Source organism: Acidithrix sp. C25, from assembly GCF_904848545.2.
Genome location: NZ_CAJHCI020000003.1, coordinates 706,262 through 725,828 on the forward strand (window position 1 = coordinate 706,262; position 19,567 = coordinate 725,828).

The following is a 19,567-nucleotide window of genomic DNA, read 5'->3' on the forward strand; positions in this document are numbered from 1 at the left end:
AAGTACGCTCCAAATTATTTAAGTTGGGGATCCTTGCTTTTTGCGATCATTGAAAATCTGACTTTTTGTGAGTTTCGAGGTCGTCGTATTGTTTTTATGGAATTAAAGATCTTCTTCAGTAATACTGAGTTGGAAAAATGGTGAGGTTTTTAGATGGATATTCCCCAGCTAGAAGACTTGGGCGATGTCTCTGGTAAGTCAGTGCTGGTTCGGTCGGATCTGAATGTTCCGCTTCAATATGATGACGACTTGGATGCAAGCATAATTGATCCTTTTCGAATTACCTCTAGCTTGCCTACCTTGGATTATCTCATAAAAAATGGGGCCAGAGTGACGGTTTGTTCGCACCTTGGGCGACCAAAAGGAGTTCCAGATCCAAGATATCTCATGGCTCCGGTGCGCAACTACCTGAAAGCCATCTACCCAGAGATCGAGGTGATGGAGAATGTGCGTTTCAACAAGGGTGAAGAGGCTAACGACCCGGAGTTCGTGCAATTTCTAATCGCTGGTCAGGATCTTTATGTAAACGACGCTTTTGGAGTATGCCATAGATCTCATGCCTCTGTGGTTGGTCCGCCGAAGTATTTAAAGTCCGCTGCTGGTCGTCTACTGTCGAAAGAGGTAAATGTTCTAAGCGGTCTTTTGGAGGCACCAAAGGGGCCATTTGTAGCGATTATAGGCGGGGCAAAGGTATCGGATAAGATCGCATTGATTCGCGCGATAGAACCGAAGGTCGACAAGATCCTTATTGGCGGCGCTATGGCATTTACCTTTTTGGCAGCGATGGGTCATAGTGTAGGGGATTCACTTTTCGAAGTGGATTTGGTGGAAGAATGCAAAGCTCTTTTGGCCGGTAGCGATACCCTTGTGGTCCCGATTGACTTTCTTGGTCTTCAAAGCTCGATAAAATTTGGACGGGGTGAATCAGGAGCCGATCCCGTCTCCCTAGGGGAAGATGTCCCGAGTGGGTTTCGTGGCCTAGATATTGGTCCCAAGAGTATTGAGCTTTTTATTGCGGAGATCAATCATGCAGCCACAATCTTATGGAATGGACCGATGGGCGTCTTTGAAGATGACCGTTTTTCAAGAGGAACTTTGGCCATTGCAAATGCCGTGGCCGAAAGTGGTGCATTTTCAGTGGTAGGCGGAGGGGATTCCGCAGCTGCCATTGACGCAGCCGGCTTGGCGCCTCGTATCAGTCACCTATCTACCGGAGGTGGCGCATCTCTAGAACTTCTAGAGAAGGGTGATCTGCCGGGTCTCGCTGCTCTTCGGCATGGGCTTGTTTTATAACTGAGAACTCCTTTAGGACTGGGTGACCAACAGGTAATTGCTAGGCCCTTGTAGTATGGAATGTTATATTGGTGTGGTTGACCTAATCTATATTTGAGGAGAAGCTTTGTCGGCAAAAAAGGGCTATGAACTTAAGCCGAATCCAGCAACTGGTCGTTATCGCCTAATAAGTGGCAACTGGAAGATGAATCTCAATCACCTTGAAGCGATTCAGCTTGTACAAAAGCTCTATTTTGGTTTGAGAGACGTGGACTACTCTTTTAGCGAGATTAGTATTCATCCACCAGCAACTTCAATTAGACCTCTTCAGTTGCTAATAGAGAGCGACAAGATGCGCTTTAGTCTTGGTGCCCAAAATTGCTTTTATGAGCCTTCCGGGGCTTATACCGGGGAGATTTCAGCGTCGATGCTCTCGAAACTGAACGTGAAATACGTAATTGTTGGTCACTCTGAGCGGCGTCGAATTTTTGGTGAAACTGATGAAGTTGTCGCCGCCAAGGTTCAGAGTGTCTTTAGTGAAGCAATGACTCCGATTCTGTGCGTTGGAGAAACTGCACAAGAACGCCAGGATGGACTGACGGATGAAGTTATAACTCGACAAGTTCGAGGTGCTATGGCTGAACTTACAGGTGAGCTTGCCTCGAAGATTGTCGTAGCCTACGAACCTGTTTGGGCAATTGGAACAGGTGCGGTAGCCACATCAGACGATGCGGCAAGTGGGGCACAGCTGATTCGCCAAGAGATCAACACTCTTTTTGGACAAGGCGTGTCAAACTCAGTTCGTATTCAATATGGAGGTTCCGTGACTCCTGTTTCAGCTCCGGAACTTCTAGCCACCGAAGGTGTGGATGGTCTCCTCGTTGGTGGTGCTAGCTTGGATGCTGAGACTTTTGCCCGAATTATCCGAGGATAGTTTTTGGCACTAAATAGTGCTCTAAATAATTTAGGGTTTGGTTTTGTCTGTTTTTGGAAGGAAATTGAGTGCTTACCGCAATATTGGTGGTCATTGAGATCATCTCAGCACTAGCTTTGATTATTTTGATTTTGCTTCACTCCGGCAAGGGTGGGGGAATGTCTGAACTGTTAGGAGGCTCCGTTGGAGCTTCAGCCGCAGGTTCTACGGTTGCCGAACGTAACCTAGACCGTATTACTATCACATTTGCACTTGTCTTTATGTTTTCGGCAGTGGCTCTCTCGCTTCGAATTTGAAGATATTAGGCTATCGCAAGATTTTTAGGTAAGTAATTTGAGCCGAAGACACTCCAGCGTTATGGTCTCGGCCGAATAAGTGGTTATTGAGCCGAGAGGTTTTATCTTGGGCAAAAGTCCGAAAGGGATAGGGGTATTTGCCCAAGTGGGTGTCTTGCTAGCCTTGCTCACTACTTTGGCAGGCTGTTCATTGCTCTCGTCTGCTAAACCAGTAGCAAGAAGGCCGTTGGTTATCTCAGTTGCTTCAATTCCTTCGAATTTGAATCCGGCCTTAGCATCTGGAGATCCCTCGATCACGAAGATGGTCGATTCACTCTTTCTGCCAAGCGCGTTTTTGCTTGATTCCGGGGGGAACCTTGTACTTAACACTCCTTATGTGACATCAGCTGAAATCGTATCGGTGAACCCTCAGGTGATTGTATATAAAATAAATCAGAAGGCGATCTGGAGCGATGGTCACCCACTTTCCGCCCTTGACTTTATCTACACTTGGGAGTCGCAAAAGGCGGGGGTTCGCGGGATTGTGCCCAAGTACTTATCTTCCTTGGTCGATCCAACAAGATACAACGATATCTCATCAGTCGTCTCCAACAGCACAGGGAGTGCGGTAACGGTTACACTGTCTCATCCAGATTCGTCCTGGCGGAGCTTTTTTAATCCAGTCTTTCCGGCTCGGTATATGCAGGCCAATGGATTTGTTGCATCTATGTCTCTGGGACAACTAGCCTTTCCAACTATCGGATCCTACCGAATTGCTGATTACTCTTCTACCTCTATTGGCTTCAAAGCAAAAAAGGGAGCAGTTGCTTCGTTCTCTGGGGTCACCTTTGAAAGTGGTCTTGCGGTATCGCCTTCGTCTGGATCATTAAGCGCCAATATTTATCCGCCGGGAGTCATTCAATCTGGCGCCTCTGGTACTTTTGGATTTGTGAGCGGATCGACTCTCACCTCATTGCGATTCAATACAACTGCCTCCTCTCTAACTATGCGAAATGGCTTGGCATATGCGATCGACAGAAGGGCGCTTTGGAGCAATCTTTTCGGCCATAGTCCTCTGTCTAGTTATGAGTACAATCCACCTGGAAACAATTTATTCATGGAAGGGCAATCTGACTACAAGGATCAACAAGGATACTTTATGCTGGGGGATCCCGCTCGAGCTGAGCGCTCATTGATTATGGCCGGCTATACATATTCCCCCAATGGGATCTTTTACCCAACGTCAGGTTCGTCAACTATCGATTTGGTGTACAACTCTACCTCTGCCCTGGATTCCAAGGTGGCAACGATGATTGCGAGTGTCTGGCGATACTATGGATTGAGTGTTACCTCAGACCCAAAGAACAGCAAGAGTGCATTGAACAATGCGCTGTCTTCTGGAGCATTTACTGCGGCCATAGTTGATATCCCAATTACAGGAGCGGTGGCTCCCTTGGTGCAACCGTTTGTACCCTTGGCTGGAGCAAGTTATTCATCTATTCTAGGTAGCTCTCCAGTAGGGACAAAGAACACAGTTAGATCGGCTGGTGCGCAAGTCTATCCATTGAACTCCTCTCGTCTTTATAATAAAATTGATGCATTGATATGGGGTGATATGGCTGCACTGCCACTATTTCAGGTGCCACAGCAGGTAGTTTTTGGATCTTCGATCTCTAGTGAAGAGTTGCATGCAGCTTTGACATTGATAACAAGTGGGAATTTGAACTCCAGTGCATTTATTACGCTAGGTTGAAATGGGTACAGGGACAAGGCGCTGGAGTTGGTGATGTTCTTTTGAAGTTGAGACTTATTTCAAGCTGATTGAAGAGATGTTGTTTCTTAAAAGTTTGCTCCTATCTGGGTTGGCGTCTCTGACTATTCTTTGTGAACTATTCGATTTTGACTTTTGAATGATCGCTGCTTGTGTTTATAGTGGCGCCGTGGAGAACGCTCGATTGCAATGGCCCCAATCGTTCTGAGTGAATGATCCAAACCAACCATTGGATTGTAAAGACGAACTTCTTTGGAGTAGCAGTGAATAATTTAATCGAGAGTCCCTGCATTATCTTCTAGATGCAATTTCGGACTTGGTCTGCATCGCCTTTTTGAATTCAACCCCCAAAGCCCAAGGTTGAAGCCCATTGATACGCCCCGGAAATCTTGGAGACTCCTAGTCTTTCAGTTAAGGAGTCATCATTATGGCAAGAGTAAAGAAGTATTCACCCGAAGTTCGTGATCGAGCAATACGAATGGTCACGGACCATCGAGGTGAGTATCCCCCACAGTGGGCAGCTATCCAATCTGTTGCTCAGAAGCTGTAAATGACGCCCGAGACGCTACGTACTTGGGTACGTCAGGCTTCGATAGATGTCGGTGAGACTAAAGGAACAACTACTCAATGAGAGAGAGCGCACCCGTCAACTAGAGCGAGAAGTCGTAGAGCTTCGTAGAGCTAATGAGATTTTACGTGCGGCCTCGATTTTCTTTGCGACCGAGTTGGACGGTCAAAGCGCGAAGCGAAGCAAGTAATTGCTTTTATAGATTGCAATAAGCAAAAGTGGGGAGTCCAGCCGATCTGTAGGGTCTTACAGTTCGCTTCCTCGACTTATTACTCTAATAAATCACGAGTTGCCTCAGTGAGATCTATTCGTGATAAATCTCTCAAGACGAAGATAAGTAAAATTCACAAGGACAACTACTTTCGTATATGGGCTTAGGAAGCTCTGGTGTGCGCTTAAGCGCGAAGGTATCGACATCGCGCGCTGCACAACAGAGCGTTTGATGGCTGAGCTCGGTATTTCTGGGGTGAGACGTGGTAAGACTTACGTCGTAACCACCGTCGCGAATGAGCTCGTAGAACGCCCGAAAGACCTGGTAAACAGGAACTTTACGTCTAATGAGCCAAACAACTTGTGGGTGGCGGATATCACCTACGTCAAGACAAAGATTGGCTGGGCCTACGTTGCCTTCGTTACAGACGTATTTTCAAGGACGATCCTAGGATGGAAGGTATCGCCATCGCTTAAGGCAAACTTGGCAACCGATGCCCTTGAGATGGCTATTCACCAAAGAGCGGTGTCGCCAGGCCTTGTACACCATAGCGATCGCGGAGTACAGTACCTATCTGTTAGATATTCCCAACGCCTAATTGATGTCGGCATTACCGCCTCAGTGGGTTCCAAAGGCGATTCTTATGACAATGCCCTGGCTGAGACGACAAATGGCATCTATAAGGCAGAGTTGGTGAATCCTCATGGGCCCTTCTTTGACGTCGATGAACTTGAGTGGGCGACACTTGGCTATATCGACTGGTTCAATAATCGAAGGCTCCATGGCTCAATTGGAATGATTCCACCAGTTGAGTTTGAAGATAACCACCATAGTTCCTCTTGTGATAACAAAGTGGCATAGCCAAGCTAGCTTTTTCTTCTTTTTATAACCATCAGGTCGACTCATCGAATCAATTGTTAGGCTTTGCCATGAATAACCATGACAAGGCTAACAATTGCAACCGGTTATCGACACCTCAATCCCACACCTACTAGTGGGCTGCAAGTTGCAGCCCACTAGTAGGTGTACTTCGCGTTGTCATAAAAGACCCAAGTTCTCTCTCACATCTTTTCTGCCCAATCCCAGTGGAGTCAATATGACCGAGGTTGATAACCACGGCGCTTGAAGCCTAGGTGATCTCGAAGGTGCGCTTCATCGACGATGAGCCACAAGCACTGACCAGTCAGAAACCCGCCATGGCTATTGGAAGTAATAACGTAATCCTGGTCAGCAATTCCCATTCGTTACAATAGCGTTACGATATGAGTATGGTCATATGCGCGTGGTGCTGCAGTACCTTTATGGCTTCGAGACGGCGTAAGTATCACAGCGACGCCTGTCGCCAGGCGGCTTATCGAGCCCGCCATGGCTATTGGAAGTAATAACGTAATCCTGGTCAGCAATTCCCATTCGTTACAATAGCGTTACGATATGAGTATGGTCATATGCGCGTGGTGCTGCAGTACCTTTATGGCTTCGAGACGGCGTAAGTATCACAGCGACGCCTGTCGCCAGGCGGCTTATCGAGCCCGCCATGGCGTCAAAGCTGCTGTGTCTGATCCCTCCGATACCCGGCGGATGCAAGTCGTCTATGAGTGTCCCCGCTGCGAGAGTCGCTACCTCGGTATTTTAGAGATGCCCAGAATGCAACCTTTTGTGTACCCGTATTGGAACAGGTGGTCCTTGTCCTCATTGTGACGAACCAGTTGCCCACGTCGATCTCGATAACTAACCTTCCATCGTTAAATCCAGAGCTCCATCAAAGTTCCCGTAGGTATTTTGATGTACCCAGCATTTCAAGTCAACTATCACCACAAATGCTTCTGTTGTGATTGTGGATTTGTTTGTTACAAAGTTGGTGGTAGTGAGAGATGTCCTAAATAGTAAAGAACCAGCCATATTTTAAAGATTTAATCTAAACAACTAGTTCGCCAGACAGCTCAAATTCCATCAAATATCGTGCTTTTAGGGGTATTGACATCCGTCTCTGCTACGCTAATGCGTACCCAAGAGAACCGATTGGTTCTGCGATAATGGAGTCTCCATTAAACCCGGGGCGTATCACATTGCAACCATAGATAGGGTCAACGTCGATCTAAAAGGGGAATTTGGCGATGTGCTATGTTGGTATTCGGGGTCGATTGATGAGGCGCTCTCAATTCGAGTATCAAAAATGCGATCTTTTTTCTAAGGGGGATATGGGAGTTTTAGAAAAAAGGGGTCTGGTTTTGGGAGATGTTTCGACGATAGCCAAACAATTTATAAGTATCTTTATAGGACCGTCGGTAGCAGGCGACTTTTCCTAGGTTACTTTTTGGAAGGACTCCGATCATCTTTGCTGGCTGGTAGTTCTCAGTGTTAGTCACCGCTTGAGTTGGTTTGGTCTGTTAGATCGATAAAATCGATTCCTTCGATAGGGCCAAATCGTGCTTTGATAACATCGATTGCCATTGGGTTGGAGTCAACCAGGAGAAACTTTCTACCCAGTTCTTTTGCCGCTATCCCAGTGGTGCCACTGCCGGCGAAAAAGTCTAGGACAGTGTCGCCAGGCTGGGTAGAGGCTGTGATCATGCGCCTTAGTATTCCTAAGGGTTTTTGAGTCGGATAGCCGGTTTTTTCATGGCCAGTTGGAGATACGATCGTGTGCCACCACACATCGGTTGGAAGCTTTCCTAGTTCTCTCTTTTGTGGTGTCACCAGTCCAGGTGCCATATAAGGTTCTCGGTCTACGTCGGCAGAGTTGAAGTAATATTTGGATCGATCTTTTGAATAGAGCAAAATGTTGTCGTGTTTTGCTGGCCATTTTGACTTAGAACGGGCGCCATAGTCATAGGCCCAAATTATCTCGTTGATGAAGTTTTCGCGACCGAATTCTTCGTCTAACATTACTTTGGCGTAATGGACTTCTCGATAGTCAAGGTGAAGGTAGAGGCTTCCAGTCGGTGACAACAGTCTATGTGCAAGTTTTATACGCAATCGAAGGAAGCTTATAAAGTCATCGAAGGAGTCATCGTAGGAGACCGTAGAGGTAATTTCACTTCTGTAGCTTTGCCCTTGAAATCCGGTGTGGTTGCCATTTGGGTCTCGGACCATCTTTTTGTTTGTTCTTGTCTGGCGTATCCCGGTATTGAATGGTGGGTCGATGTAAATCATTGAAACCGAATTCGGCACTAGCTTTGGCAAAACCGCAAGGGAGTCCCCCAGGTAGACGGTTCCGATTGATTCATGGGCGGAGGAAAGTGTCAATTTGGAATTTCGTTTGATCAATACGTCAACGTTCATACTACAACCACACTAGGGAATAGATACCGTTGCCCAAATTGCGGTTTGACTTAGATTGCGTTTTTAAGTCAAACTGCGATAGTGTCTGGATCGTAAGATACATATAAATCCTATCGCTTTGGAGTTTCACCCCACTGCTCAAGACAAGACGGCAGGAGAGATTGACCCCTAACGTGGTCAAATCTGTTTTTGAGATGTCGGCGTTGAAACAGCAGATGTACCTTCTCTGGGAGGCTTTCAAATTTACAGATCAAAGACCATCTCTGAACTTATTGACTTGGACGTCTGTGGTGATTTGGATTTTCTATGAATAATTCCCCAATCGGCGATAGGGTCTTGATATTCCAACAGACGGAAATTCTAAGTGACATCGGAGGCGCCATGGATCGACTTATAACGACTCATCCCAAGGCTTGAGTGCCGTGCGCCGTCGTAATTTTCTGTATGATGCGGTGGCTGAGACGATTCGGTAGTTTGTTTGATGATCGTTTTGGCTTTGAACCAAGGGGTTGAAATGGCAATGATAAGTATTTGCTTGAACTTTCAGGAAAATTTGAAGAGGCCTTTGACGTCTACAAGTCCGTGTTTGACACAGATTACATTACACCAATTGCCAAAATGGGCGAAATATTTCCTAGGGGTAGCGAAGTCGAACTAAGCGATTTTGAGAGAAATGGGCTTGTAAATATGGAGTTGTCTGTCGTTGGTAGTCATCTGCTAATGGCTGCCGATATGATCGATTCCTTGGGCCAAAAGGTATCGATTGGAAACAGTACAACTACCAATCTTGAACTTGACGATGTCGATGGGGCCAGGTAGTTCCATGAAGCGCTGTCGCAAGGGGCAATATTCTGCGCTCAACCATCGCAGACCCCTTGGACTTCCCTATGGGGGGCAGGTCTAGATAGATTTGGAATTCGATGGATGTTTAATGTGATACTCCAAAATTAACTCTTGCGACTCGATTGTTCAAGTTGTTGACTTTACTTCCTTTGATTTTCGAGTGAGCCAAGATGTTTGGTTTATGAAGTTCCAAGTAACACCCGCCGCGATTTGTTGTGAACCTTCTAGTTCAACTCATATGGGGGCGTCGGTTCCTACCATTGTAGATTGATTCATTTGATGCATTGAACGTGTGAGTTAGCCCCACATATAGCGTCGACCGAGATTTCACCTTTGGAATAAATGGTTGGACTTTTGGTTGTCGTGATAACTGAAAGTTGAATGGGGCCACTAGCTCAAACGTGCTGGGGCCATTTTGGTCAAGCGTTTCCAAATTCGGTCGGTTGCACACGAGGAATTTGTCTATTGCTGGGTCACGATGCGCAGCACGATAATTTAGTTACATCTTTTGTGAAGGATTGACATGCAAGCTTTAGCGACTCGGCCATTGTTAGATACGGATGAAAGCTCGAGGCTAGGTCATCGATTGAAATGTTGTATTTGATCGCTAGAGATGCCGCCTGTATCACGTCACCAGCTCCTTCAGAGATGATATTGGCGCCCAAAAGCTTTCTAGTGGATTTGTCGGCAACTAGCTTTATTGCTCCATGGGTTTGGCCGTTCACCAAGGACCTTGGGATTTGATCGAGGGGCAGAATGGTCGTTATGGTATCGAGGCCCAAGATTTTAGCTTCACTCTCTCTAAGTCCTACCCCAGATATAGGAGGGTTGGTAAAGGTGACTCTTGGAAGGGCCGTGAGATCTAGACTTCGATTCGACGCCAAGACGCAATTATCGACTGCGAGTGCGCCCTCATAGGCGGCGACGTAGACAAATTGTGGACCGCCAATCACATCGCCCGCACTGTAGATCTGCGGGTTGGTAGTTTGTAGGAGATGATTTACTACGATTGCGCCATCTTTAGTGACCTCTACTCCGGCTTTTTCCAATCCAAGTCTATTTGTATTGGGTTTTCTTGTCGTGGCTATAAGTATCTTGTCAAATGCGATTGTGACCTTATCCATTTGTGATGTGAGCTCAATCGAGCGACTGCTGCCCTTCGCGTTCACTCTTGTAATTTGAGCAGAGGTATAGATAGTTGCACCTTGGCTGATCAAAGTATCTTTTAGAATGGCCGAGATTTCAGCCTCTTCTTGGGGCGCAATCTGTTCGCCTGCTTCGATAAAGGTGACTTGGGAACCTAGGTTCATAAATAGCTGTCCTAGTTCTAGTCCGATCGAGCCAGCGCCTACTATACAAAGGCGATTGGGGATCGACTTTGTATTTAGCGCGGTGGTGGAGGTTAGATAAGACGTAGAGAATAATCCAGGAATTGGCGGAATGTACGGCGAAGCCCCAGTAGCGATTAGGAAGTATTTTGCCCCTAGAACGCGATCACCTACTTCGATTTTGTCTTTTGCAACAAAGGATGCGTGTCCATATATAATATCGAAGCCGTAATCTTTTGCTAATTCTAGATATTTGGATCTTCGCAGGGAATTGACTAATTCATCTTTATTCTTGATCATTTGATTAATTTCGAATTGGACCCGAAAGGCCCCATTCGAGCTGAGGCGCTTTTCTTGAATTTGCTCGCTAGCGCGCAAGAGCGCCTTGGACGGAATGCATCCCACGTTTACGCATGTTCCGCCAACCACATCTTTTTCAATTATTGCAACAGACAGACCAGCTTCGCGAGCTCTTATTGCAGCTGCGAATGATGCTGAGCCGCTCCCGATCGCGATGAAATCGTAGTCATTACTTTCATCAACAGGAGCTGAATTGTCAATCTCGATAGAGATTGTCTCAACATGAAGTCTTCCTAATGCGGCTTCTATCTCACTTAGCGGTTTGTCGATTGGCAGGAGGAAGCGGATGTTGTGCTTGGATTCATCTTGCATTATTGAAGTTGCACCTGATTCTAGGAGCATCGCTACGACAGAGATGGTGTCGTAGCGGTAATTCGTTTGACTTATGATAACGGTGACACTGAGTAGGTTCTTCATGCGTAATCTCCGGTATTATGACTTCTATGGTTTGATTGATCTAAGTATATCCGTATAAACGGATATAAAATATGCAGTCAACCGATGTCAAATTTCGCAAAGTGTTGAGAGTTATGAATGATGTAAAAGAGCTGGAGCTTTCGATACCGGGAGTTTCGGATACGAGGTTGGTTTTAGCGAAGTTCTTTAGGGCAATTGCCGATCCCAATCGGTTATTGTTGCTTGAATTTCTCGTTTCCGGCGAACACACTGGTAATGAATGTGTTGCCCATGTAAGGCTTGCGCAGAGCAGGGTCTCGTCTCACCTACAGTGTCTGGTAAATTGCGGATTTGTACGTGTTCGACGTGAGGGACATTTTGCCTACTATCGAGTCGTTGATGAGCGTGTGATTGACTTAGTCGAGATAGGCCGAGAGATCGCTAGCGATCATAGCGGTACTATTCTCGAATGCACCAGAGTGACTTCCAGCTAGAAGACTTTAGATTTATTTGTCTGTCATTTATTGAAGTGGCCAGATGACCAGCGGCGGATCGAAAGGTTTCAGCCCTAACAACTTAGATCTAAGTGCTGTGGTCGTATTTGAATGTTCGTATTGTCGTTGGTTTAAAATATTTGCTTAACCCCTTGACGGAATGACTGCTTTGAGCTCCAAGAGGCGCACAGAGTTTCTAATTTGCACTGGTGATGTCAACTTTGTGTGCTGGTAGTTGTGAGACTTATGAAATGTCACAACTCCTTTTGATGCGTGTGCGTGAACTTCATTCATGGCCGGTCTCTAGATTGAGTTTGGGCTCTTTGGCTCAAATTCAAGGCGTAAGATATGCTCCCTAAGCCTGTCTAAGTCAAAGCCCATCAAGTTTCACAGGATCTCTCATTGGCTGAATCAGGATTTTATTACCTGATTCCATCTCGTAAATTGCCCTAGTCGTTCTTTTTGTCTTGGAAGCTGATTTGTATGTTCGGTATTTTGTGGTTGAACAGTTCAAGATTGAAATGGATTCATTCGATATTAATGTAAATATGCAATTGCAAATTTTCGCAATTACGAATTAGTTTGCTAGTGTAAGAGTGTGGTGCCAAGCTGGAAGTTGTCTTTCTTTTTTCCAGAATGGTCGAAGCAAACTGTCGGAGCGAGATTTCGCAATCGCAATCGGCAAATTGATGGTATTTTGAATGTTTACTGAGTTATCCAAGGTTGTATTTCGGACTGAGGAGGGGGTTTTCAACTTTGTGAAATCTCCAATCCTTGATTTTGCGAGTAGCCATCGATACTCTGGTTGCATTGTGGAGAATTTGAGTTCTTATAGGCGAGGTTGTGGCGTTTTGTGACTTCGAATCGATGTTATTTTATCGCAGCGCACTCGGTTTGACTGGAAGATGAAATGGATCTGCTGATCGTTGGTGTAGGTGAGTTCGCTCGGCGAGACGTTACCCTAGAGGCTTGCTGCTTGCTGACATATGTTGCTAAAAGGGTCTACCTAGCCACCAGGCGCTTATGGTGATTCTTTTTCATAGTTTTTACTCGTTTTGGATGGCGTGGCACTCTTCTTCTTTGGTTTTGACTATCGCAGAGTATGGATTTCCTTTTTTTTCAGAAAGGGGCGGAATTGCGCTTTTGGCGATAATCCTTTCGCTCGTTCTATACCTATTGTTTCGCAAACAGCGGAGTCAAGCCAATGCAGCGAAGCAGATTAGCGCATCGAGTAAATATATAGCGCGACTGAATCAGATAGCTAATGACGTTCATGAGGAGAGTGAACTTTTAGCTCTAGCCTGTGATCTCGCCGTTTCAGATGGCGGTTTTAGAACGTCGGCAATAGTTGAATTGACGAATGGTGAGCTTGATCAGCTCGATTTAGTGTTTGAATCGCAAGGGTCTGGGGTTTTTGAAGGTTATTTTGAGGCTATAAAGCCAGCAGTTCGTATTGGTTTAGACGCCGGATCTCCTTATTTTTTGGAGCTTCCTTCAACTTTGACCCGCCACATTTTTTCTTGGCGACGAGTTTTTGAGGGAAAGAGTACGGCTGTCGTATTGCCTTTGAAAAATTATTTAAAGAATCCCAGTGCGTTGATTCTTGTAACTTTCGACAACAAACGACACTTTCCAGCGAATCAATTTGTAAAAGAGCTTATGGCCGAGATCGCCAACGATCTCATGCGAGGGATCCACCGGATCGAACTCGTGAAACGCGATCTAAAGACTAGCGCAATGAATGAAACATTACTCGGAAGCCTTGGCGTGGGCATAAATGTCGTTCGATACCCAGAGCGGGTTATCGAGATTGCAAACCAAAAGTTGCTGGATATTGCAAAGGCAAAGGACCTTGAGGAGTTCAGGAACCAGCCCGTTCGCAGCCTGTACCTAGATGATGAACAATTTGAGCGGGTCGGCGAATTAGCCAAGCTTGTCGAGATGTGCGGCTCTGGGAGTTTGGATACTGTTGGTTACCGAACCATCACAGGTGAAAAGGTATTTCTTGACATGTCAGGTCGACTTTTGAACTTTGGAGATGGTATTACTCGAATTGTGTGGACACAGATTGACGTAACTGATAGAGTCGAGGCCGATCGTCAACGTAACGAAATTGGCAAGATGCGCGACGTCCTGCTAAACAATACAGTTGCGGGCATTGACCTAGTCGAGTACCCAACGCGTCGAATCATTGAGGCAAATCTAGCGTTCGCGGAGATGTTGGGATATGGTGATCTAACCGAGCTAATTGGAATGAATACCTCGACTCTTTACACTCTTGACTCCGAGAACGCGAGGATGGCGGCTTTGAGTCGATCGGTCCTCTCGAGCGGACAGGGGAGCCTGAGCGATCTTCAAGTTCTTAAAAAAGATGGGTCGACAATCTACGTAGATATTCACGGCCGCTATCTTGATGGTGGCGACTCCGAAAGTCAAGTGGTTGTTTGGACCTCGGTAGATGTGACGGGGAGACATCAACTCAACGACGAGCTACGTCGATTTGCGAACTTCGACTCCTTGACTAATCTTCCGAATCGACGCGCACTCCATCAATATCTAGAGGAGGCAATTGCCCGAGCACGTAGCGATGAACGACATCTCGCCGTAGGCGTTATAGACCTAGATGACTTCAAGCCAGTTAATGATGTCTATGGCCATTTATCTGGCGATGAACTCTTAAAAGAGTTTGCTAGACGTCTAAAGAGTGTCCTGCGTTCGGGGGATTTTGCCTCGCGGCTAGGAGGTGATGAGTTTGTTGTGATTCTAGAGGGCCTAAGCAAGGAGACTTTGGAATCACAACTTGAGACAGTTCTTCTGCGTTTATACGAGACTGTGGAGTCACCGTTTGAGATCGATGGGGGCCATCTGGTGAATGTTGGAATGTCAATGGGGATATCATTCTCAAACCCCACTATTGACGAGCCGGACATTCTTGTTAGGATGGCCGATTCGGCGATGTTCGCTATCAAAAAGCTTAAAGGTAACCGCAAAAGATGGTGGTTGGTTGCCGATTCTAAGATTGAAGATGCGGTTGAGATCGTTACGATTGATCCATACGGCAGCGAAGCCAACTTTTTGCTGGAAAACCTTTCGAAGACGGTCGCCAGTTCAATCCAAAGTTTCGTATCTGACTTCTACGATCGGTTGATTCAGGATGGTTCCATCTCGAAAAACCTGAATGAGATCTCCCCGGATGAGTTGGAATCCCTAAAGGCCATTCAAGTTCAATCCCTAAATACTCTTATAGATTGCTCCAGCGGAGTTGAACCGTTTAAGGAATTTTCGCGTCATCTTGGTGCAGTACATGCCTATGTGGGCACTTCTAGTAGTGCTTTGATTGAAATAACGAATCTATATAGAAAATTTATGGATACAGCCTTAGACGAAATGAGTATTCGTTCCATCGATCGTCTGCGTACTCAATCGGCGTTAGAGGCCAGACTGCAACTGGACCTTCAAATGCAACTCACAGCCATGGACGAAGCCATCGAAAGCTATCGTTCAGTTCTTTCGTCTCCATTACCGCAAATGAGCGAAAATTGGTTGGATGTGATATTGGGCGAAGCCAGAGTGCTTGGAGGGCTGACCGGGATTTTGGGATGCCAACTGTGGAGGCCCAATTTAGAGGGAGTTTTTTATCCGGATATCAACGTGGGTTTTTTGCAGGGAGCCATTGAAGAGGTTGTGGCTAGATCAATATTGCCGCGCCTTGACAGTCGCTTTCGAACAGGCGCGGGTTTGGTGCCAGCCGCAATGTTGTCAGGTGAGATTACATTCTCTTATTCTTTTTCTTCAGATCCCCGTACAGTATCGTGGCACGACCTGCTCCACCCTCTAGGTGTTCATTCCGTAGTTGCAATTCCAATTGCAGATCGTGGCTCTCCTAGCTCAGTTCTCGTACTCCATGGCGCCTACCCGAATCAGTTCTCCAGCAAGTGGAGTGCCTCGTTTTCCATGGAGCTTTGTCAGCGTTGGAGTCAATTGTTTCGTCGTATTGGCGAGAAACCCAATCGTTTGACGGTGCGCGAAGGGGAAGCTTTTAGAAAATTGCTGTATTCAGGAGCTTTGACGATGTACGCTCAGCCCATTGTAGATATTGCTAGTGGCGACACGATCAAGGTTGAGATGCTAGCGAGATTGACTAGCTTTGATGGCTCGGTGATAACGCCCGGACAATTTCTGCCCAGTTTCAGCGATGGCGATTTGGACACTTTGTTCTTACAAGGGTTAGATCAGTCGTTACGACAGTTACAAGCATGGGATCGCCAGGGTCTCAAGATAGATCTTTCAATGAACATCGCGCCCTCGACAGTGCTTAATCCCCAAAGCAACCTTTGGTTAAAGCAACACTTAGACACTTATTCAATTGATCCTCAGAGGATCACACTTGAGTTGGTAGAGAATCAGGAGATCACGGGCGACCGTCATTCTGATGCAGTTCGTACGCTTTCTAAGATTGGAATTCGATTGGCCATCGACGATCTTGGATCAGGATATTCGAGCTTAAAGCGGCTTGCAAGTTTGCCATTTGATGTTATAAAAGTTGATCAGTCAATCGTTCGGGCGTTAAAATATGATCCAATTGCTAACTTATCTTTGATAAGGACGATAATTCAAATTGGCGACGACTTCGATCGCTATGTAATAGTGGAGGGTTTGGAAAGTCGAGCGGAGATAGAAGCGATTCATCTTCTAGGAGCTACGGTTGCGCAAGGTTTTGAGATCGCTAAGCCCATGCCTGCTGGGATGATTTATAAATGGGTCACCGAAAAGGAATGGCAAAGACCGCGGTTCAACGAGATCTCTTCGTACTTAGGTGCTCTTGCCTATCATATGGCATATATTTATTTTGAAAGAGCAACTGCTAAATCAGATGCCAATGAATGTCCCGTAGATGCTTTTCTCGCCATAAGTGGATATCATGATAGCGAAATCAATGAATGTCACCGTCAGATCCACAGTGGAATTGATCGTGATCGTCGAAGAGAATTGAGCCGGAGCTTGCTGGGTTGGCTTGCCGATAAAGTGCGCGAGGGTGAAGAGTAGCTTTGAGCGCGATCTTCAATTCAAATAAGTTTTACCGGGTTAGTTTTGTATTTTGAAAGTGATAGAATATCTCATACAGAGTTAGGCGCTTTCAATCATTGCTCTTGATCTAAAAGTATTGGGAGTCATTATCAAGTTGGCTGATAGATGATAAGTGTGAAAATTTCGTACAGAAACCTTTTCCCCAAAGCATCGATAACCTTACTTATTTATAAGCAGAATCGGATTAAAAAACTAGCTGTATAGGTTCTCTATGTTGATACCTTGGATTTTGACTTGCATACGGATTTGTCATCGATATTTATAGGTTTGTTCTCGAAGTTACATTATTATTGCATTTAGTATGTTTCGTGGAATTTTGATAATCGAAGGCTAGCATCGATTATTATTGTAAGAATAAGTTAGTTTATGACTAGCTAATCTCAGTATAATGTTTTATTTGATTGATCTATCTATCGCAATCAATTTCATCAAAATTGGGTCTTGCATTGTGCGATCATCAAAGCAATATTCATTTTGTTTTTTGAGGAAATTTTCGATTACTTACAGGAGAGTTGCGCGGTATCTTTTGTATTTGCGCTTTTTGCAGACTATAAAGGTTGATGCATTACGACATCGAAGATGATTTGTTTAAATGATGTCTAATTGCTTATCGTAGTGATGTGCTCGCGACGGACAAGCCGCTTGCCTCTATTTATGACTTATGACCTATGAAGCTGATTACCGATATTAGCAAATATGGAAAATAGAACTATTTCTTTTTGAAGATACTTTTGCAATTGCAACGATTGATAACGCAATTTTCGAAAGAATTCTTTTTGTGAATGCTCTAATGGATGATCAGCAACCTTAGAAGAGGATGATTGGAATCGAATTCGACTTGTTTTGTCAACACTCGTGCGACTCTCTCGGGAATACTTCAAAGCGCTCCGGGAGGATGCATCGACTATGGATTCTAGCGTTTGAACTAAAGCTTTTTGAGGGTGATGAAGGCAACTTTGAACAACTTCATGAGGATTCGAAATGATGTGCAAGACTTCTCTGGCAACTTTAGTTTTTGGGTAATTTTTTCGACGAGGTTGTTTGCTCGTGGCGCACACCTCGATCGTCAAATGGAACTTCCAAGGCATCATAGATTGCCATAGATTTAGTAATCCTTTGGTTGAAATCAGCCTAGCAATTTTCAAAGGTAATTTCGAGTTCACTTATTGGCTTGCCGAATTGTTTACCATGAATATCTTGTGGCACTTAAATAACTTGCCTACCAAGAGTCGCAAGTATCTATGCCAGTGCAAAGGGCCAAATCTAAAAGACCAAATGCTTAAGTAAGATTTCGAAGGTCGAACGCCCAGTTACTAGTGCGATGCTGTTTCTGGCGTGACACTATTGTATGAATGGCAACCATATGGGCCTGGGCGAGATTGAAGTATTTGAACTCAAAGGAGATTCACCAAGACAAAAAGCTATTTTGAACCGATGCTAAAAGCACCATGATTTGGTGTCGGAGGGGGGACTTGAACCCCCACGCCCTTGCGGGCACTAGCCCCTCAAGCTAGCGCGTCTGCCTATTCCGCCACTCCGACAATCGAATTTACGTTCTGAAAATCTTAGCGACATTTTAACTTCTTTGCTGACGCTAATGGGTGAAAAATATTAATACCCATCAAACAAATGATCATTGGTTGTTTATGGGTGGTGTTTCCCCTTTTTGTTCAAGGACTGCCAGCTCGGTTGGCTTCAGCAATTATGGCAGTTGGGAGTACTGTGATCAATAGAGCCTCTAGTAATGTTTTTGCTGCATTACCTTTGAGATGTAGTATTGCGACATTTTGAGGCGACGGTTTGGATAGATTCACAAGAGGTTTCAACCGTTGCACCAGCGCGATCAATAGTGAGACCACTCAAAATGATGCACCTTTTCGAAGGTGTTCGCAGTTTATCGCCCTATTCGATGAATTGAATCAAGACTGGTACAAGCGGGGGATTATTGGATAAAGGCCCTCTCGATGAATGTTAGGATGGTCGGTTTTGCTCTTTAGCCTCCTTGGATCTTGGATATAAGTATTGTCTTGCTTTTAAGCGCAATCTTGCTCGTTCATTTTGAGTCGTCGCCAGATCTAATGATCTTTCGAAGCACAGCTCGCCCTTTCTGAAACAATGGGGCCCTTGGCTCTTTCTTTGGAGGAAAGATTCTTTAGGAGAAGCTCGTTTTGAAGCGGTCGGGTTCTTCGACGTTATCTAATTGAGCCTGTGAAATCCGTCTCATTCGAGCGGGAGCCATAAATGCACTTCAACAAGGGATTTTGCAGAAACACTCACTGAATTCACAGCACGACCCAAGAGCAGCTTTAGATCTATTCAGTTTGATCTCAATTGAAGCAATTAGAACGTTATCAGTGAACCGTTGCGCTTGTCTTCAAGCACAACATATTGCACAGAAGTTTATGGAGGAAATTTATGTCTGTCACATACACAACAGCCAGACCAACAGGACGATCGAGCGGTGAAGTGGCTCTTGCTCGGTCATCTAGGTTACATCGTACCGTAGTGGCGGTCTCAATTGCAGTAACAGCAACTTTTGCGCTGGTTCTAGCTAGGCTTAACCCGGGCGTCTCAACTGCGCCAACCTCGTCAACCTCAGCCAGTACCGGAGCTTCATCTGGAACTACTGCTTCGGGTTCGTCGGCACTCAATAGCACCTCGCCCACGTTGGCTCCCGTAGCGGGAACGCCCTCTGCCCAAGCTCCCGCTGCCCAAGCTCCAGTAGCAGCAACTGGGGGATCTTGA

Annotated in this window: 12 protein-coding genes, 1 tRNA gene and 1 pseudogene; 9 read left to right on the plus strand and 5 right to left on the minus strand. The window is 45.6% G+C overall.

Annotated elements, in window-relative coordinates; genetic code table 11:
- Positions 1-153 precede the first annotated feature (153 nt).
- The 5 genes and pseudogenes from ACIDITHRIX25_RS000000102130 (at position 154) to ACIDITHRIX25_RS000000102150 (ending at position 5,892) form a co-directional block, all read left to right on the plus strand.
- The gene (locus ACIDITHRIX25_RS000000102130) at positions 154-1,293 is read left to right on the plus strand and encodes a phosphoglycerate kinase (protein WP_201732068.1); all 1,140 of its coding nucleotides are present in this window, start codon (positions 154-156) and stop codon (positions 1,291-1,293) included.
- A gap of 106 nt (positions 1,294-1,399) precedes the next feature.
- The gene (gene tpiA, locus ACIDITHRIX25_RS000000102135) at positions 1,400-2,206 is read left to right on the plus strand and encodes a triose-phosphate isomerase (protein ID WP_235347599.1); all 807 of its coding nucleotides are present in this window, start codon (positions 1,400-1,402) and stop codon (positions 2,204-2,206) included.
- A gap of 68 nt (positions 2,207-2,274) precedes the next feature.
- Positions 2,275-2,502 carry a preprotein translocase subunit SecG gene (gene secG, locus ACIDITHRIX25_RS000000102140; RefSeq protein ID WP_052604647.1) on the plus strand — a complete coding sequence of 76 codons (228 nt, stop codon included), beginning with the start codon at positions 2,275-2,277 and terminating at the stop codon, positions 2,500-2,502.
- A 106-nt stretch (positions 2,503-2,608) separates the two neighbouring features.
- Positions 2,609-4,234 (plus strand): ABC transporter substrate-binding protein, encoded by a 1,626-nt coding sequence (locus ACIDITHRIX25_RS000000102145; protein ID WP_201732069.1) that lies wholly within the window; start codon positions 2,609-2,611, stop codon positions 4,232-4,234.
- A 445-nt stretch (positions 4,235-4,679) separates the two neighbouring features.
- Positions 4,680-5,892: pseudogene (locus ACIDITHRIX25_RS000000102150) on the plus strand (IS3 family transposase).
- A 383-nt stretch (positions 5,893-6,275) separates the two neighbouring features.
- Here ACIDITHRIX25_RS000000102150 and ACIDITHRIX25_RS000000102155 read toward each other — a convergent pair.
- The 3 genes from ACIDITHRIX25_RS000000102155 to ACIDITHRIX25_RS000000102165 form a co-directional block, all read right to left on the minus strand.
- Positions 6,276-6,434, minus strand: a complete 159-nt coding sequence (locus ACIDITHRIX25_RS000000102155; protein ID WP_201732070.1) for a hypothetical protein — start codon at positions 6,432-6,434, stop codon at positions 6,276-6,278.
- 10 nt (positions 6,435-6,444) lie between these two features.
- Entirely contained in the window at positions 6,445-6,615 is a 171-nt protein-coding gene (locus ACIDITHRIX25_RS000000102160) for a hypothetical protein (RefSeq protein ID WP_201732071.1), read from the minus strand.
- Between the two features lie 774 nt (positions 6,616-7,389).
- Positions 7,390-8,313: a DNA-methyltransferase gene (locus tag ACIDITHRIX25_RS000000102165; protein ID WP_201732072.1), complete on the minus strand. Its 924-nt coding sequence runs from the start codon at positions 8,311-8,313 to the stop codon at positions 7,390-7,392.
- A 531-nt stretch (positions 8,314-8,844) separates the two neighbouring features.
- Between ACIDITHRIX25_RS000000102165 and ACIDITHRIX25_RS000000102170 the strand changes: the two genes are divergently transcribed.
- Positions 8,845-9,132 carry a hypothetical protein gene (locus ACIDITHRIX25_RS000000102170; RefSeq protein WP_201732073.1) on the plus strand — a complete coding sequence of 96 codons (288 nt, stop codon included), beginning with the start codon at positions 8,845-8,847 and terminating at the stop codon, positions 9,130-9,132.
- Positions 9,133-9,629: 497 nt separating this feature from the next.
- Here the strand turns inward: ACIDITHRIX25_RS000000102170 and merA are convergent, their stop codons facing one another.
- Positions 9,630-11,261, minus strand: a complete 1,632-nt coding sequence (gene merA, locus ACIDITHRIX25_RS000000102175) for a mercury(II) reductase (protein ID WP_201732074.1) — start codon at positions 11,259-11,261, stop codon at positions 9,630-9,632.
- Between the two features lie 113 nt (positions 11,262-11,374).
- Here merA and ACIDITHRIX25_RS000000102180 point away from each other — a divergent pair, with 113 nt between their 5' ends.
- Both ACIDITHRIX25_RS000000102180 and ACIDITHRIX25_RS000000102185 read left to right on the plus strand, forming a co-directional pair.
- Complete coding sequence (locus ACIDITHRIX25_RS000000102180) at positions 11,375-11,734, plus strand: ArsR/SmtB family transcription factor (protein ID WP_201732075.1); 360 nt, start codon at positions 11,375-11,377, stop codon at positions 11,732-11,734.
- Between the two features lie 1,086 nt (positions 11,735-12,820).
- Complete coding sequence (locus ACIDITHRIX25_RS000000102185) at positions 12,821-16,780, plus strand: EAL domain-containing protein (protein WP_213333484.1); 3,960 nt, start codon at positions 12,821-12,823, stop codon at positions 16,778-16,780.
- 1,496 nt (positions 16,781-18,276) lie between these two features.
- On the opposite strand, the gene ACIDITHRIX25_RS000000102190 is transcribed toward ACIDITHRIX25_RS000000102185, so the two are convergent.
- Positions 18,277-18,363: transfer RNA gene (locus tag ACIDITHRIX25_RS000000102190), tRNA-Leu, on the minus strand.
- Between the two features lie 874 nt (positions 18,364-19,237).
- Here ACIDITHRIX25_RS000000102190 and ACIDITHRIX25_RS000000102195 point away from each other — a divergent pair.
- Entirely contained in the window at positions 19,238-19,567 is a 330-nt protein-coding gene (locus ACIDITHRIX25_RS000000102195; RefSeq protein WP_201732077.1) for a hypothetical protein, read from the plus strand.

Coding starts and splice junctions, on each gene's coding strand:
- ACIDITHRIX25_RS000000102130 (WP_201732068.1), top strand. CDS start 154: ATGGATATTCCCCAGCTAGAAGACTTGGGCGATGTCTCTGGTAAGTCA.
- ACIDITHRIX25_RS000000102165 (WP_201732072.1), bottom strand. CDS start 8,313: ATGAACGTTGACGTATTGATCAAACGAAATTCCAAATTGACACTTTCC.
- merA (WP_201732074.1), bottom strand. CDS start 11,261: ATGAAGAACCTACTCAGTGTCACCGTTATCATAAGTCAAACGAATTAC.
- ACIDITHRIX25_RS000000102180 (WP_201732075.1), top strand. CDS start 11,375: ATGAATGATGTAAAAGAGCTGGAGCTTTCGATACCGGGAGTTTCGGAT.
- ACIDITHRIX25_RS000000102195 (WP_201732077.1), top strand. CDS start 19,238: ATGTCTGTCACATACACAACAGCCAGACCAACAGGACGATCGAGCGGT.